Source organism: Streptomyces sp. NPDC097107, from assembly GCF_044762405.1.
Classification (GTDB): domain Bacteria; phylum Actinomycetota; class Actinomycetes; order Streptomycetales; family Streptomycetaceae; genus Streptomyces; species Streptomyces thinghirensis.
This window is the reverse complement of record NZ_JBIWEF010000004.1, coordinates 31,203-45,832: the sequence shown is the minus strand read 5'-3', so window position 1 is coordinate 45,832 and position 14,630 is coordinate 31,203. Positions and strand designations below refer to the sequence as shown.

Genomic DNA, 14,630 nt, shown 5'->3' with positions numbered 1-14,630 from the left:
GGTCGGTCGGGTTGCTTACTTCGCGGCGCCGAGCTCGATCGGCACGCCGACGAGGGAGCCGTACTCGGTCCAGGAGCCGTCGTAGTTCTTGACGTTCTCCACGCCCAGCAGCTCGTGCAGGACGAACCAGGTCAGCGCCGAGCGCTCACCGATGCGGCAGTAGGCGATGGTGTCCTTGGCCAGGTCGACCTGCTCGTCGGTGTAGAGCTGCTTCAGCTCGTCGTCCGACTTGAAGGTGCCGTCGTCGTTGGCGTTCTTCGACCACGGGATGTTGCGGGCGGACGGGACGTGGCCCGGGCGCTGCGACTGCTCCTGCGGGAGGTGGGCCGGGGCGAGCAGCTTGCCGGAGAACTCGTCGGGCGAGCGGACGTCGACCAGGTTCTGCGCGCCGATCGCCTTGACGACGTCGTCGCGGAAGGCGCGGATCGCGGTGTTCTGCGGCTTCGCCTTGTAGTCGGTGGCCGGGCGCTCGGGCACCTCGTTGCCGTCGACCAGCTCGCGGGCGTCCAGCTCCCACTTCTTGCGGCCACCGTCGAGGAGCTTGACGTTCTCGTGGCCGTACAGCTTGAAGTACCAGTAGGCGTAGGACGCGAACCAGTTGTTGTTGCCGCCGTAGAGGACCACGGTGTGGTCGTTGGAGATGCCCTTCCCCGACAGGAGCTTCTCGAAGCCCTCCTGGTCGACGAAGTCGCGGCGGACCGGGTCCTGGAGGTCCTGGGTCCAGTCGATCCGGATCGCGTTCCTGATGTGGTTCTTCTCGTAGGCGGACGTGTCCTCGTCCACCTCGACGATCGCGATGCTCGGGTCGTCCAGGTGGTCCTGGACCCAGTCGGCGTCGACCAGGACGTCGCTGCGGCTCATGATTTCTCCTCCGGGGCAGTTGCGGCGGGGCGTGCGGTGAGAGAGGTGCGGCGCGCTCGGGCCGTTCGGCGGCGCGCGGATGCCCTGGGCAGGGCGGGTGAGGGGGACGGACGGCGGCGTCGCCGTACGCTCAGAAGGTGCGACAGAGCATGGCGGCAACGCGGCACAGGTCCACTGCCCGCCGCTTCGTGAGATCCGCCTGTCGCTTCATGGGTACCGATCGTAGGGACGGATACCGGGCCATGTCACCGGCGTGTCGCATCATGAGACGGGATCGTCCGCAATGTGGGATGGATCAGGGGGCGGGACTTCGCCGCACGCCCCCCGGGCCGGGTGTGCTCGCCGTCGTATCTACGGTACGGACGACGTCGTCTCGTCTGTCGGACGCTTACCCGGCCAGCTCGACGTTCGAACCCTTCACCGTGATCTCGACGCCGTCCTGCGCCGCCTCGACCTTGTCCAGCTCGATGCCGCCCGGCAGTTCGTCGATGGTCTGCTGGAAGTCCGTGATGGCCCGGATCCGGGACTCGGCGAACTGCTTGCCGCCGATCTCCGGCAGGCCGTCGGCGACGACCTCCACGTCGTTGTCCTTGACCGTGACCGAGCTGAGCACCTCGACCGGCTCGGGCACCTCGACACCGAGCACCGTGGCCCGGAGCGACACCTTGATCTTGCCGTCGCCGCCGTCGGAGAGGCCGACGACCTTGGCGGTGATGCCGGGCGCGATGTCCGTGGGTTCGGACTTGGTGGCCTTCATCAGCTCGTCGTAGCCGACGGTCGCGGTGCCGGTGGCGGTGGCCGCGGTGGCGGAGCTGTAGTCGCCGGAGAACTCGACGCCCTTCATGTTCGCGCGCAGGTGGCCGATACGGATCTTCTCGCCGCCGTCGCCGGTGGACGCCTCGTAGTCGTCGATGCCGATCTCGACGTCGTCCAGCTCGCCGCCGGCGACCTGGGTGAGGAAGGGGAAGCCGTTGATGGAGACGTCGGGCGTCGAGGGCAGGTTCTCGGTGCTCCGCAGCTTGTCCGCCGCCTCGTCCTCGGCGAAGTTGACCACCACACGGTCCGCGATCACGAAGAGCCCGCCCAGGATCACGACGACGATCAGCAGTATTCGCAGTGCACGCATGCGGTGTTCCCCAACCCTGGGCGGTCAACGACCGCGGTCCCCGACGACCGGCGGCCGTCCAGCGCGAGGGTAACGCGGCCGGACGGGGCCGCCGAAATTTTGTCGATCAGCTGTGACAGGGGTGCGGGGGCCGGTGCGGTGGAAGACGCCCGGCCCCGGAGGACGCCGCCGAGCAAGCGGCGTCCGGTCCGGAAGGCGGATCAGGCGAGGGCCCTGCCGAGCACGTACACCGCCGGCGCCGCCGCCGCGAGCGGCAGGGCCACACCCGCTGTGAAGTGGACGAACCGGGAGGGGTAGTCGTAGGCCGCCACCCGGTGGCCGATCAGCGCGCACACCGCCGCGCCCGCCCCGAGCAGCGCCCCCGACGTCCCGAAGTGCGTCATCGAACCGACCGCGATCCCCGCACCGGCCGCCGCGAGCAGCGCGACGACCACGGAGACCGCCGTCGGCAGCGGCAGGGCACGGGCCACGACGGCCACGGCCACCGCGATCGCGCCGACCGTCACCGCGTCCGCGTCGGCGGCGAGGAACCCGCCCGCGACGATCGCCAGGGCCGCCGCGGCGACGGTCGCGATCAGGCCGTACATCCGCTCGTCGGGGTCGGCGTGCGAACGCAGTTGCAGTACGAGGGACAGCAGCACCCACACCCCGAGCGTGCCGAGGATCGCCGCGGGGGAGCGGTCCGACACCAGCATCGCCGCGTCGGCGGCGAGCGCGCCCGCGAAGCCCAGCGCGATGCCCTGCCGGGCGGGCCACATGCCGTTCAGGCGGAACCAGCCCGCCGCGGTGACGGCCTGGAGGGCGACGAGCGGGACGAGCAGGGCGTACGTGCCGAGCGCCGCTCCGCCCGCCAGCAGCAGCCCGAGCAGCGCCGTGAGCCCGGCCGGCTGCATCCCCGGGTCGATGATCGGCGAACGCCCCTCGGCGCGGGCGCGCTGCGCGTCGGTGACCCGCGTGTTCCCGGCGAGGGTCGAGGGGCCGTATCCGGGCGCGTCGGAGGAGGAGGGCTCAGCGACGGCGACAGGGGAAGCGGGGGCCGCCGGGGCGGCGGCGGGTTCGTAGGGCTGGGGGTGGGAGTGGGACTGGGGGTGGGAGTGGGGCTGAGGGTGGGAGTGGGGCTGGGGCTGGGCGGCGTACGCCTGCGGCTGTGACGGGTACGGCTGCGGCTGTGACGGGTACGGCTGCGGCTGTTGCTGTTGCTGCGGCTGCGGCTGCGGCTGCGGCTGCGGCGCGTAGGGACCGGTCGTTCCGTACGGCGTGCCCGTCGGCTCCTGGTATCCGTACGGGGACTGCGGGGGCAGGTACGCCGTCTCCTCCGCCGAGACCGGCGGCTGCACCTGGGTCTCCCAGGTCTGCCCCTGCCACTGCTGCGTGTACTGGCCGGCGTTCGGGTCCTCGTAACCCTGCCCGCCCTGATACGCCTGCTGTCCCTGGGGCTGCTGGTGCGCGGGCCACGCCTGGGCGTCGTACTGGGACTGCCCCTGCTGCCCCTGCTGCCCCTGCTGCCCCTGCTGCCATCCGTCGTGTCCCTCGTACGGCTGGTTCTGCCCGTACGGCTGATGCGGCTGGTTAGTCATCGCTCACCCTCCCGCGAACGGCGGGAGGACCTCGACCGTGCCGCCGTCGGCCAGCCGTACCGTGTCGTGCCCGCGCCTGCCCACGGGGTCGCCGTCGACGAGGAACGAGCAGCGCAGCAGTACACGCGTGAGTTCGCCGGGGTGCCGCTCGCGCACCGCGCCGAGCGCGTCGGCGAGTGTGGCCGCCTCGTACGGCTCCTCGGCCACTCCTGCCGCGGCCTTCGCGGCGGCCCAGTAGCGCACCGTGACCTTTGCCATCTGGATCCTTCGTCGCCGGTGCCGATCGGCGTCCGTGTCGATCGGCGGTGAACACCGTCAGGCTAGCCCGCCCGGGACACGGCCCAGTCGCCGATCCGGCACAACAGGGCCTCGTCCGACGCGTGCTCGGCGTGGCCCATGCCGGGCTCCAGCCAGAGTTCGCCGTGGTCACCGGCCGCCTCGGCCAGCATCCGGGGGTGGTCGACGGGAAAATAGCCGTCCCGGTCGCCGTGCACGACGAGAAGGGGCGTCGGCGCGATCCGCGGCACCGCCTCCACCGGCGACAGCGGCACCGGGTCCCAGTCCCGGTGATGGATACGGGTGCGCATGCCGTAGCGGCCCACCAGACGCCCGGCGGGCCGCATCACCAGCCAGTGCAGTCGGCGCATGGGCGCCGTGCCCCGGTAGTACCAGCGGGCGGGGGCGCTCACCGAGACGACGGCGTCCGTGCGGGCGTCACCGTCATCGCCGTGGCCGCCGTCACCACCGTCACCGCCATCGCCCGCACCACCGTCACCGCCATCGCCCGCACCGCCGTCACCGCCATCGCCCGCACCGCCGTCACCGCCGTCACCGCCGTCGCCCGCACCGCCGTACAGCGCGGCGTGCCGCAGTACCACCGAGCCGCCCATCGAGAAGCCGACGGTCACCACGCGGGCGTGGCCGAAGCCGCGCGCCCAGGTGACCGCCGCCGCCAGGTCGAGCACCTCGCGGTCACCGACGGTGGAACGTCCGCCGGAGGCACCGTGGCCCCGGAAGGAGAAGGTGACCACCGCGCCGTAGCGCCCGAACGCCTCCGCGATCCGCCGTACGTGGGGCCGGTCGGCGTCGCCGGTGAAGCCGTGCGCGACGACGAACACCAGGTCGGAGGGGTCGTGACCGCTCACGCCCGGCTCGTACACGGCGTCGATCCGGACCCCGTCGGACGCGTGCAGGAAGGTGCGTGCGGGCGTGCGGCGCGGCGCCCCCCGGGACGTCTCGGAATGCGGACGGACGGTGGAACTCGCCACATCACCTGCCGGTCGGTTGCTCATGTCGGCTATTCTGCTGGGCAGAGGACTCGGGCAACGTAGCCCCCGGGTCCTTTTGTGCTTCCGGGAGCGTTGTCGAGCGTTCACCTCCCGGACTCGCAGCGGGCCCCACGGGCACGGGGTCCGCACCTGTACGAAGCAGTGCCGTAAACGTCCTCGCAGGGACCGAGGAGGAACCAGACGTTATGGGCGAGCGAAACGTGCACGACCGTAAGACGACCCAGGCAGGTGGGGCGCGATGAGTTCTCTGCTGCTCCTGACCAACGCCCTCCAGCCGTCGACGGAGGTGCTTCCCGCCCTCGGCCTGCTGCTGCACAACGTCCGTGTCGCGCCGGCGGAGGGCCCCGCCCTCGTCGACACCCCCGGCGCCGACGTCATCCTCGTCGACGGACGCCGTGATCTCCCGCAGGTTCGCAGCCTGTGCCAGCTGCTGCGCTCCACCGGGCTCAGCTGTCCACTCGTCCTCGTCGTCACCGAGGGCGGCCTCGCCGCCGTCACCGCCGACTGGGGCATCGACGACGTGCTGCTGGACACCGCCGGCCCGGCGGAGGTCGAGGCCCGGCTGCGATTGGCCATGGGCCGCCAGCAGATCGTCGGCGACGACTCCCCCATGGAGATCCGCAACGGCGACCTGTCCGTGGACGAGGCGACGTACTCCGCCAAGCTCAAGGGCCGGATCCTGGACCTCACCTTCAAGGAGTTCGAGCTGCTCAAGTACCTCGCCCAGCACCCGGGCCGGGTCTTCACCCGCGCCCAGCTGCTCCAGGAGGTCTGGGGCTACGACTACTTCGGCGGCACCCGCACGGTCGACGTGCACGTACGGCGGCTGCGCGCCAAACTCGGCCCCGAGCACGAGTCACTGATCGGCACCGTCCGCAACGTCGGCTACCGCTTCGTCACCCCGGAGAAGCCCGAGAAGGGGGAACGCGCGGAGGACGCCAGGGCGAAGCCCGGGACCCGGTCGGAGGCGCCGGCGGACACCGCGGTGGAAGCGACGTCAACCAAGGTGTGATACGCCCTGCCCAGGGCGGATCCATCCGCGTAGACTCCGCGCGTGGCCAAGGTGACTCGGGATGACGTGGCGCGACTGGCGGGGACTTCCACCGCCGTCGTCAGCTATGTCATCAACAACGGACCCCGGCCGGTCGCCCCGGCCACGCGCGAGCGTGTCCTCGCCGCGATCAAGGAACTGGGGTACCGGCCGGACCGGGTCGCCCAGGCGATGGCGTCGCGGCGCACGGACCTCATAGGCCTGATCGTGCCGGACGCGCGCCAGCCCTTCTTCGCGGAGATGGCGCACGCGGTCGAGTGGGCCGCCGCCGAGCGCGGGAAGATGGTGCTCGTCGGCAACTCCGACTACGTCGGCGAGCGCGAGGTCCACTACCTGCGGGCCTTCCTCGGCATGCGCGTCTCCGGCCTGATCCTGGTCAGTCACGCCCTGAACGACATGGCCGCCGCCGAGATCGACGCCTGGGACGCCCGGGTCGTCCTGCTGCACGAGCGCCCCGAGGCCATCGACGACGTCGCCGTCGTCACCGACGACCTGGGCGGCGCCCAGCTCGCCGTACGCCACCTGCTGGAACACGGGTACGAGTACGTCGCCTGTATGGGTGGCACCGCCGAGACCCCGTCCGTCGGCGACCCGGTCTCCGACCACGTCGAGGGCTGGAAGCGCGCGATGAAGGAGGCCGGGCTCTCCACCGAGGGCCGGCTCTTCGAGGCGCCGTACAACCGCTACGACGCGTACCGCGTGGGGCTGGAGCTCCTCTCCGGACCGCAGCGCCCGCCCGCGATCTTCTGCTCCACCGACGACCAGGCGATCGGTCTGCTGCGCGCGGCCCGTGAGCTGCGCATCGACGTGCCCGGCGAGCTGGCGGTGGCCGGCTTCGACGACATCAAGGAGGCGGGCCTCGCGGACCCGCCGCTGACGACGGTCGCCTCGGACCGGTCGGCGATGGCGCGGGAGGCCGTGGACCTGGTCCTGGACGACGGCCTGCGGGTGGCGGGCTCACGGCGCGAGCGGCTGAAGGTCTTCCCGTCGCGCCTGGTGGTCCGGCAGTCCTGCGGCTGCGAGTAGCACCCTCGCCGCACGTCTTTATATCGGGCATACGAGGTTCTGCCGGGCTTCTCAGGCAGCACTCAGGCCGCTCTCATACGAGGGCGGGAAGCTCATGGACATGACCGAGAGCCTCCGCCGCAACGGCGAGTACGAGCACGCGCAAGAGAACCCGTACGGGAATCCGTACCAAGGTGCCCAGCAGCACGCCTCCTCTCCCGTCAACCCCGAGTGGCCGCCCCCGCCGGCCCAGCCGCCCGCCGCCTCCTTCCAGGACGGGCAGCCCGAGCAGCCGCACAAGAAGCGCGCGTCCCGTCGACGCGGCCCCGTCGCCCTGCTCGCGGCCGTGGCGATCGTCGCGGCGGCCGTCGGCGGCGGCACCGCGTACGGCATCCAGGAGCTGACCGGCAGCGGCACCGTCGCCTCCAGTGCCACCAGCACCGACGTGGTGCCCACCGGCCAGAAGGGCACGGTCGCCGGGGTCGCCGAGGCGGTCAGCGCGAGCATCGTGGAGATCAGCGCCACCTCGAACGCCGGTTCCTCCACCGGCTCCGGCGTGATCATCACCGGCGACGGCGAGATCATCACCAACAACCACGTCGTCTCCGGCGCCTCCTCCGTCAAGGTCACGACCAGCGACGGCAAGCAGTACACCGCCCAGGTCGTCGGCACCGACAGCAGCAAGGACCTGGCGCTGATAAAGCTGGAGAACGCCTCGGGCCTGAAGGCCGCGACCCTCGGTGACTCCGCCGGCGTCGGGGTCGGCGACCAGGTCGTCGCGATCGGCTCCCCGGAAGGCCTGACCGGCACCGTGACCAGCGGCATCGTCTCCGCCCTGGACCGTGACGTGACCGTCTCGACCGACGAGGGCCGGCAGCAACAGCAGCAGGGGCAGGGCGGCGGCTGGCCGTTCGAGTTCGGTGGTCAGGAGTTCAACGGCGACACCGGCTCGTCCACGACGACGTACAAGGCGATCCAGACCGACGCGTCCCTCAACCCGGGCAACTCCGGCGGTGCGCTGATCGACATGAACGGCAACATCATCGGCATCAACTCCGCGATGTACTCGTCGGCCGAGTCCTCCGCCGGTGCGGGCAGCGTCGGCCTCGGCTTCGCCATCCCGATCAACACGGTGCAGGCCGACCTGCCCAAGCTGCGAGCGGGCGCCGACGGCTGAGCGGTCGGCCCCAGGCCGGTGCGAACATGCGACGCTGAAGGCGTTGGCAGCCGTCACCCGACACCGCATCCGAGAATTCCGAGGGATCCGAGCCCATGAGCCCCGCAGAAGGCGACCGCGACCGTGACACCCAGCGCATCCTGATCGTCGACGACGAGCCCGCGGTCCGCGAAGCCCTCCAGCGCAGCCTCGCCTTCGAGGGGTACGACACCGAGGTCGCCGTCGACGGCGCCGACGCCCTGGAGAAGGCGGCGGCGTACCGGCCCGACCTGCTCGTCCTCGACATCCAGATGCCCCGCATGGACGGCCTGACCGCCGCCCGGCGCATCCGCGGCGCGGGCGATGTCACCCCCATCCTGATGCTGACGGCCCGCGACACGGTCGGTGACCGGGTGACCGGCCTGGACGCCGGTGCCGACGACTACCTGGTCAAGCCCTTCGAACTGGACGAACTCCTCGCCCGCATCCGCGCGCTGCTGCGCCGCAGCTCCTACGCGGCGGCCGTGGAGGCCGGCGCCGACAACGACGACACCCTCACCTTCGCCGACCTGACCATGGACCTGGCGACGCGGGAGGTCGTGCGGGCCGGACGCCCGGTGGAACTGACCCGCACCGAGTTCACCCTCCTCGAGATGTTCATGGCACACCCGCGCCAGGTCCTCACCCGGGAGCAGATCCTCAAGGCGGTCTGGGGCTTCGACTTCGAGCCGTCGTCCAACTCCCTCGACGTGTACGTCATGTACCTGCGCCGCAAGACCGAGGCGGCCGGCGAACCACGCCTCGTCCACACGGTCCGCGGCGTGGGCTACGTCCTTCGGCAGGGCGGCGCGGAGTGAGAGGACTGGTCCGCCGCGTCCGTGCCCTGCCCATCCGGGCCCGGCTGTCGTTGCTGGTGGCGGCGGCCGTGGCGTTCGCGGTGGCGGCGGTTTCGGTGACGTGCTGGTTCGTGGTCCGCAACCAGCTGTACAACCAACTGGACGATCAGCTGCGCGGCGAACAGGTCTCCAGCCAACTGCTGCAGAGCATGCTGGCCAACTGCCGGTCGGCCGATCCGCAGGAGCTGCCCCGAGCGCCGAACGCCCCCATCGTCACGATCCTCTACTCGGACGGCTCCACCTGCGTCGATCCCGGCAGTGCGGAGATGCGCGTGCAGGACGCGGACGTAGCCGTCGCCGACGGCCTGGCGGAAAGCGCGCTGCACACCTCGAAGACCGTCGACGGCACCGCGGTCCGCGTCTACACCCGTCCGGTCTTCGACCGCGTCACCAAGCAGGTGCAGCCGGGCATCGCCGTCTCCGTCGCCAAGCCGGTGAGCGATGTCACCGAACCGCTGTCCTCGCTGGTCTGGGTTCTCCTCCTCGTTTCCGGCGTCGGCGTCGTGGGCGCCGGTGCCGCCGGCCTCTGGGTGGCCCGGACGGGCCTGCGCCCCGTCGACGAACTGACCCGGGCCGTGGAACACGTGGCCCGCACCGAGGACCTCACCGTCCGCATCCCCGTCGAGGACGACAGCGAGGACGAGATCGCCCGCCTCTCGCGCTCCTTCAACAGCATGACGTCCTCCCTGGCCAGCTCCCGCGACCTGCAACAGCAGCTCATCGCCGACGCCGGCCACGAACTCCGCACCCCCCTCACCTCCCTGCGCACCAACATCGAACTCCTCACCCGCAGCGAGGAGACCGGCCGCCCCATCCCCGAGGCGGACCGCAAGGCGCTCCTCGCCTCGGTCAAGGCCCAGATGACAGAACTGGCCGCCCTGATCGGCGACCTCCAGGAACTCTCCCGCCCCGACACCGGCCAGCACGAGGGCCGTACCCGCATCCTCGCCTGGCACGACGTCGTCGAGTCGGCCCTGCGCCGCGCCCGCCTGCGCGGCCCCGAGCTGACCGTCACGGCGGACGTACAGCCCTGGTACGTACGGGCGGAGCCGGCCGCGCTGGAACGCGCGGTCGTCAACATCCTGGACAACGCGGTGAAGTTCAGCCCGGACTCCGGCACCGTCGACGTACGCCTCGCCGACGGCGTCCTCACCGTCCGCGACCACGGCCCCGGCATCCCCGCCGAGGAACTCCCCCACGTCTTCGACCGCTTCTGGCGCTCCCCGAGCGCACGCGCCCTGCCCGGCTCGGGCCTCGGCCTGTCGATCGTGGCCCGCACGGTGCAGCAGGCGGGCGGCACCGTCAGCCTGACTCCGGCCGAGACCGGTGGCGGCGGGACGGTGGCGACCGTACGGCTGCCGGGGGCGCCGGTACCGCCGCCGGAGACGGGGGCGGCCGACGGGGGTCAGTGGTAGCCGAGCATGCCGGGGGCGTCGATGTCGACGGTCACGACGCCGGGCGGGTACGCGTCCTCGCGGTCCGTGAGGAGGATGGACATACCCGTGAACTCGGGGCGCGGCAGCGCGCAGTACAGGGCGTGACAGGTGTCCGCGCCTCCGTACCCGTCGCGGATCATGGTGCCGACGGTGACCGACCCGGCCGTGTCCAGGTCGTCGACGACCACCGACGAGAAGGCCAGTACCCGTCCGCCCGCCCCCGCTTCCTCCGACTCCGCCTGCACGAGGCAGAGGGCGGGAATGCGGAGCAGATCGCCGGGCGTACGAGCCATGTTTCCGGCGAGCAGGTTCAGCGTCTTGTGGCCGTCCGCGAGGGCACGGGTCGCGCCGGTGTCCAGAATGATCACGCGGCGTCGCCTCGGGCCATCCGGACCTTCTCGGCGGCGATGCGATAGATGTTCCCGAGCACGTCGGGCGCCCGGTCGAATTCCTCGTCGCTGATCGCTACGCCGACGACGTCACGGACGACCTGCCGATCGGCCGCCACCCGCTCCGCGATCTGCTCCGCCGTCGGCTGCTCCGAGGCCAGCTGCTCGACGAGCTGGCCGAGGGTCATGCCTCGCTCCTTGGCGACCTGCGCGAGGTGGTCGCGGGCCTGGCGTGACACCTGGATGGTCGTGTTCTCTGCCATGACCCCACCATAGTCGCGCCACGGTCAGGAGGCCGCCGGCCGTCGCTTCCTTCACCCGAAGGTGCCTACGACCCTCGCCCCGCTTGACTCCGCCCAGCTCGGCCCGAGGGGTTATGCCGTCAGCCCGGCCACGAACGCCCCCCACGCCATCGCCCCGAAGACCAGCACCCGGCCGTCCGGCACCTTGCTGTCGCGCACGGGGACGAGGCCGGGGTGACCGTCGGCGACCTCGACGCAGTTCGTGCCGCCCCCGTCGCTGTAGGAGGACTTGCGCCAGGTCGCGGCGGTGAGGTCAGGGAGTCGGTTCATGATCTGCGCTCCTCCAGAAGGCCCTTGATGAACGCCACCGACTCCAGCGGAGTCAGAGCCGCGTCCCTGACCAGATCGTAGGACAAGCGAAAGGACAGAACCTTGTCCGGATCGTCGATCAACTCGCCGAAGCCGTTGCCTTCCACGTAGGCAACGGGGTCGCCGACCCGTTGCCACAGGAGCCAGAGGTGGCTGTCCATGAGGTCGTGCACACCAGCCGTGTAGGGCAATACCTGAAGCGCGACCGTGGGCAGTTCCGCGGCGTCCACCAGATGCGAGAGCTGGTCCTCCCACACCTTCCTGTCCGGAACGGATCGCCGCAGCGCCCCTTCGTCCAGTATCACGCGGACACTCGGCGCCGGTTGTCGATGCAGCAGCTCCTGCCGTCCCAGGCGCAAGGCGACCTGTTCCTCGACTGCCTCGCTGTTGCCCGCCGTTGCCTGCGCTCCCGACAACACTGCCCGCGCGTAGTCCTCGGTCTGCAACAGGCCCGGGACCCGGAGCTGGAACAGCCACATCACCCGAGCCGCCGCTTCGAGTTCCATGAACGCCTTGTACTTGTCCTTGATGACCTCCTGGCGCGCATCGCGCCACAAGCGAACCAGCAGATCGCCCGTACCGTGATACCTGTCGAGGTCCTCCATGACCGCCCGCTTGGAGAGCCGTTCGCCCTTCTCCAAGCGGTACAGGTAGCTCTTGTCGTACGAGGTCTCCTCAGCCAGCTGCCCGAGTGACTTGCCCGCCTTGTCACGCAGCATCCGGAGCGTGTCACCCAGCTCCGCGCGTCTCGATTGCCCGTCCCCGAGCGGGTGTTCGGCCACCTCGCTCCTCCCGTTGTCTGCTGACCAGGCAACAGCCGGCCCCTTCCGCAGCGTACGCGCGGTCAGTGACGATCGAGGCACGAAACGTAATCGCCGCTGGTCGTTGGTATCGAGGGGACAAGCCATGCCCACTCCCCCGCTCCGCCTCCTCCCCTGGACCACCCCCGAAGGCAAGCCCTGCTACCTGAGTGCCGACAGCGGGCAGAGTCGGCTCTCGCGGCTCGCCGATGAGATCGAGGCGGCCCAGGTGGACTCCGGTGAGGAGGTGCTCGCGGGAGCCAGGGCCGTGCTTGCCGTCCGGAAGGCCGGGGAGCGGGCGGTGCGGTTCGCGTTGGTCCGGGCGACCGAGGCCCTCGCGGATCTGCTCCGGATCGCGGTCAGCCGGGGCGAACGGGTCGCCGATGGTGGCGGTCGATCGCGGTGACACTTCCAGGCCAACTGTCCGCGCCGCGCCCATATGAGCGCGGCGCGAACATCACATGCCGATCTGTACTCGCTTCTGCGGGGTCGGCTACCGCACGACCGTGATGCGGTCGGCCGCCGGCGGGGTGATCGGGGCGGCCGCCGACGAGTTGGCCGTCAGGTACTCCTCCAGCGCCGTCAGGTCGTCCGTGCCGACGAGTTCGTTCGCGCCCTCGCCCAGCGTGGGGAAGCCGTCGCCGCCGCCCGCGAGGAAGCTGTTGGACGCGACGCGGTAGGTGGCGTTCTCGTCGACCGGCGAGCCGTTGAGGCGGATGGAGTCCGTGACGACCCGGTCCGCGCCGGTCCTGGTCAGGTCCAGGGTGTAGGTGAGTCCGGAGGAGATCTGGAGGATCTTCGGGGCCGCCTCGTTCGGGCCGCTCACCTGCTCCTTGAGGACCTGGATGAGCTGGGCGCCCGTGTAGTCCTTGAGGTTCACGGTGTTGGCGAAGGGCTGGACGGTGAAGCCCTCGGCGTACGTGACGACGCCGTCGCCCTCGGCGCCCGTGGCGGTGTAGGTGAGGGGTGCGCGGATGCCGCCGGGGTTCATCAGAGCCAGGTCGGTCTCCGGGTCCTGGGTCCTGCCGTAGGCCAGTTGCGCGTCGGCGATCAGGTCGCCGAGCGGGGACTCGGTGCCGTCCCGGTTGATGTCGCCGGAGATGTAGCCGATGGGGCGGTTGCCGATCGGGGCGGCGAGGGTGCTCCACTTGTCGATCAGGCGGGTCATGTCCGGTGCCTTCGGTACGTCCCGTGTCACCACGTGGTTCGCGGACTTCACGGCCGTACGGGCGATGTCACCCGTCGCGCGGTCGTAGGTCAGCGTCGTGTCCGTGTACAGGCGGCCGAAGGACGCGGCCGACGTGACCATGCGGGGCTTGCCCGCCGGGTCGGGGATCGTGCAGACGTACGCCGCGTGGGTGTGGCCGGTGACCAGCGCGTCCACCTCGGGCGTGACGTTCTTCGCGATGTCGGCGATCGGGCCGGATATGCCGTCGCCGGCGCCCGGGGAGTCGCAGTCGTAGTTGTAGGAGGACGAGGCCGGGAAGCCGCCCTCGTGGACCAGGGCGACGATCGACTTCACGCCCTGGCGCTGGAGCACCTTGGCGTATGTGTTGATCGTCTCGACCTCGTCCTTGAAGGAGAGGCCCTTGACGCCCTCCGCCGAGACGATGTCCGGGGTGCCCTCCAGGGTCACGCCGATGAAGCCGACCTTGACGCCCTTCTGCTTCCACACCCAGTAGGGCTTCAGGATGGGCTTCTTCGTCTTCTCGTCCAGGACGTTGGCCGCCAGGTACGGGAAGTCGGCGCCCTTGAACTCCTTGTCCGTGTAGCAGCCCTCGGTGGGGTGGCAGCCGCCGTTCTGGAGGCGGGCCAGCTCCTTGGCGCCCTCGTCGAACTCGTGGTTGCCGACGCTCGTCACGTCCAGGTCGAGCTTGTTCAGTGCCTCGATGGTCGGCTCGTCGTGGAAGAGGCCGGAGAGGAGGGGGGACGCGCCGACCATGTCGCCGCCTGCGGCGGTGATGGAGTAGCGGTTGCCCTCGCGGGCCTCGCGGAGGTGCGTGGCGAGGTATTCGACGCCGCCCGCGTCCACCGTCTTCGTCGTGCCGTCCGGCTGGTGCTCCGTGACCCGGCCGGAGGAGCCGGCCGGGGGCTCCAGATTGCCGTGCAGGTCGTTGAAGGAGAGGAGCTGGACGTCCTGGTAGCGGCCGTGACCATGGCCATGTCCGTGGCCGTGACCGCCGTTGCCGCGCTGGGTCTCGCCCGCGTTCGCCGACGCCGGAAGCGCCGCGGCGGCGAGCGCGCCGGCGGTGACGACCGTGGCGGCCGCGGCGAGGAGACGCTTCGTACGGCGGCTGCGGCGCGGTTGGTGCGGCTGTGCTGTGACTGGCATGCGCCCCCCTGTGGGTGTGCGTGAGCGCGAGCCGCTGAGGAGACGGCTCGTCGGCGCAGCAGCCTAGAGTCAACGCGCGTAGCGCGACAGGGGGTGACGGG

At 70.9% G+C, this 14,630-nt stretch carries 17 protein-coding genes; 6 read left to right on the top strand and 11 right to left on the bottom strand.

Features of this window, described 5'->3' with window-relative positions:
• Window positions 1–15 precede the first annotated feature (15 nt).
• The 6 genes from ACIQ1J_RS10390 to ACIQ1J_RS10365 form a co-directional block, all read right to left on the bottom strand.
• A complete protein-coding gene (locus ACIQ1J_RS10390) occupies window positions 16–861 on the bottom strand; it encodes a sulfurtransferase (protein WP_403555904.1) in 846 nt (281 codons plus the stop codon).
• Window positions 862–991: 130 nt separating this feature from the next.
• On the bottom strand, window positions 992–1,072 hold the full coding sequence (locus tag ACIQ1J_RS10385; protein WP_350310325.1) for a putative leader peptide: 81 nt from the start codon (window positions 1,070–1,072) through the stop codon (window positions 992–994).
• Window positions 1,073–1,249: 177 nt separating this feature from the next.
• Window positions 1,250–1,987 (bottom strand): DUF2993 domain-containing protein, encoded by a 738-nt coding sequence (locus tag ACIQ1J_RS10380; protein ID WP_403555902.1) that lies wholly within the window; start codon window positions 1,985–1,987, stop codon window positions 1,250–1,252.
• 200 nt (window positions 1,988–2,187) lie between these two features.
• On the bottom strand, window positions 2,188–3,564 hold the full coding sequence (locus ACIQ1J_RS10375) for a hypothetical protein (protein WP_403555900.1): 1,377 nt from the start codon (window positions 3,562–3,564) through the stop codon (window positions 2,188–2,190).
• A gap of 3 nt (window positions 3,565–3,567) precedes the next feature.
• Window positions 3,568–3,822, bottom strand: a complete 255-nt coding sequence (locus tag ACIQ1J_RS10370) for a MoaD/ThiS family protein (RefSeq protein WP_210963619.1) — start codon at window positions 3,820–3,822, stop codon at window positions 3,568–3,570.
• 62 nt (window positions 3,823–3,884) lie between these two features.
• Complete coding sequence (locus tag ACIQ1J_RS10365) at window positions 3,885–4,856, bottom strand: alpha/beta hydrolase (protein WP_403555898.1); 972 nt, start codon at window positions 4,854–4,856, stop codon at window positions 3,885–3,887.
• A 235-nt stretch (window positions 4,857–5,091) separates the two neighbouring features.
• Here ACIQ1J_RS10365 and ACIQ1J_RS10360 point away from each other — a divergent pair, with 235 nt between their 5' ends.
• The 5 genes from ACIQ1J_RS10360 to ACIQ1J_RS10340 all read left to right on the top strand — a co-directional run bounded on the left by ACIQ1J_RS10360 (window position 5,092) and on the right by ACIQ1J_RS10340 (window position 10,376).
• On the top strand, window positions 5,092–5,865 hold the full coding sequence (locus ACIQ1J_RS10360) for a response regulator transcription factor (protein WP_210963621.1): 774 nt from the start codon (window positions 5,092–5,094) through the stop codon (window positions 5,863–5,865).
• Window positions 5,866–5,907: 42 nt separating this feature from the next.
• Window positions 5,908–6,930, top strand: a complete 1,023-nt coding sequence (locus ACIQ1J_RS10355) for a LacI family DNA-binding transcriptional regulator (RefSeq protein ID WP_403555896.1) — start codon at window positions 5,908–5,910, stop codon at window positions 6,928–6,930.
• Window positions 6,931–7,024: 94 nt separating this feature from the next.
• Window positions 7,025–8,086, top strand: coding sequence for a S1C family serine protease (locus tag ACIQ1J_RS10350; protein ID WP_403555894.1), 1,062 nt, complete (start codon window positions 7,025–7,027; stop codon window positions 8,084–8,086).
• 95 nt (window positions 8,087–8,181) lie between these two features.
• Window positions 8,182–8,922, top strand: coding sequence for a response regulator transcription factor (locus tag ACIQ1J_RS10345; RefSeq protein ID WP_403555892.1), 741 nt, complete (start codon window positions 8,182–8,184; stop codon window positions 8,920–8,922).
• A complete protein-coding gene (locus tag ACIQ1J_RS10340) occupies window positions 8,919–10,376 on the top strand; it encodes a sensor histidine kinase (RefSeq protein WP_403555890.1) in 1,458 nt (485 codons plus the stop codon). The genes ACIQ1J_RS10345 and ACIQ1J_RS10340 overlap by 4 nt, the downstream gene beginning before the upstream one ends.
• Here the strand turns inward: ACIQ1J_RS10340 and ACIQ1J_RS10335 are convergent.
• The 4 genes from ACIQ1J_RS10335 to ACIQ1J_RS10320 all read right to left on the bottom strand — a co-directional run bounded on the left by ACIQ1J_RS10335 (window position 10,367) and on the right by ACIQ1J_RS10320 (window position 12,116).
• Window positions 10,367–10,765, bottom strand: a complete 399-nt coding sequence (locus tag ACIQ1J_RS10335; RefSeq protein ID WP_403555888.1) for a hypothetical protein — start codon at window positions 10,763–10,765, stop codon at window positions 10,367–10,369. The genes ACIQ1J_RS10340 and ACIQ1J_RS10335 overlap by 10 nt on opposite strands.
• A complete protein-coding gene (locus ACIQ1J_RS10330) occupies window positions 10,762–11,049 on the bottom strand; it encodes a hypothetical protein (protein ID WP_403555886.1) in 288 nt (95 codons plus the stop codon). The genes ACIQ1J_RS10335 and ACIQ1J_RS10330 overlap by 4 nt, the downstream gene beginning before the upstream one ends.
• 111 nt (window positions 11,050–11,160) lie before the next feature.
• Complete coding sequence (locus ACIQ1J_RS10325) at window positions 11,161–11,358, bottom strand: DUF397 domain-containing protein (RefSeq protein ID WP_403555884.1); 198 nt, start codon at window positions 11,356–11,358, stop codon at window positions 11,161–11,163.
• On the bottom strand, window positions 11,355–12,116 hold the full coding sequence (locus ACIQ1J_RS10320; protein WP_403556624.1) for a helix-turn-helix domain-containing protein: 762 nt from the start codon (window positions 12,114–12,116) through the stop codon (window positions 11,355–11,357). The genes ACIQ1J_RS10325 and ACIQ1J_RS10320 overlap by 4 nt, the downstream gene beginning before the upstream one ends.
• A 187-nt stretch (window positions 12,117–12,303) precedes the next feature.
• Here ACIQ1J_RS10320 and ACIQ1J_RS10315 point away from each other — a divergent pair, with 187 nt between their 5' ends.
• Entirely contained in the window at window positions 12,304–12,603 is a 300-nt protein-coding gene (locus tag ACIQ1J_RS10315; protein ID WP_403555882.1) for a hypothetical protein, read from the top strand.
• An 87-nt stretch (window positions 12,604–12,690) separates the two neighbouring features.
• Here the strand turns inward: ACIQ1J_RS10315 and ACIQ1J_RS10310 are convergent, their stop codons facing one another.
• On the bottom strand, window positions 12,691–14,529 hold the full coding sequence (locus ACIQ1J_RS10310) for a bifunctional metallophosphatase/5'-nucleotidase (RefSeq protein ID WP_403555880.1): 1,839 nt from the start codon (window positions 14,527–14,529) through the stop codon (window positions 12,691–12,693).
• Between the last annotated feature and the right edge of the window lie 101 nt (window positions 14,530–14,630).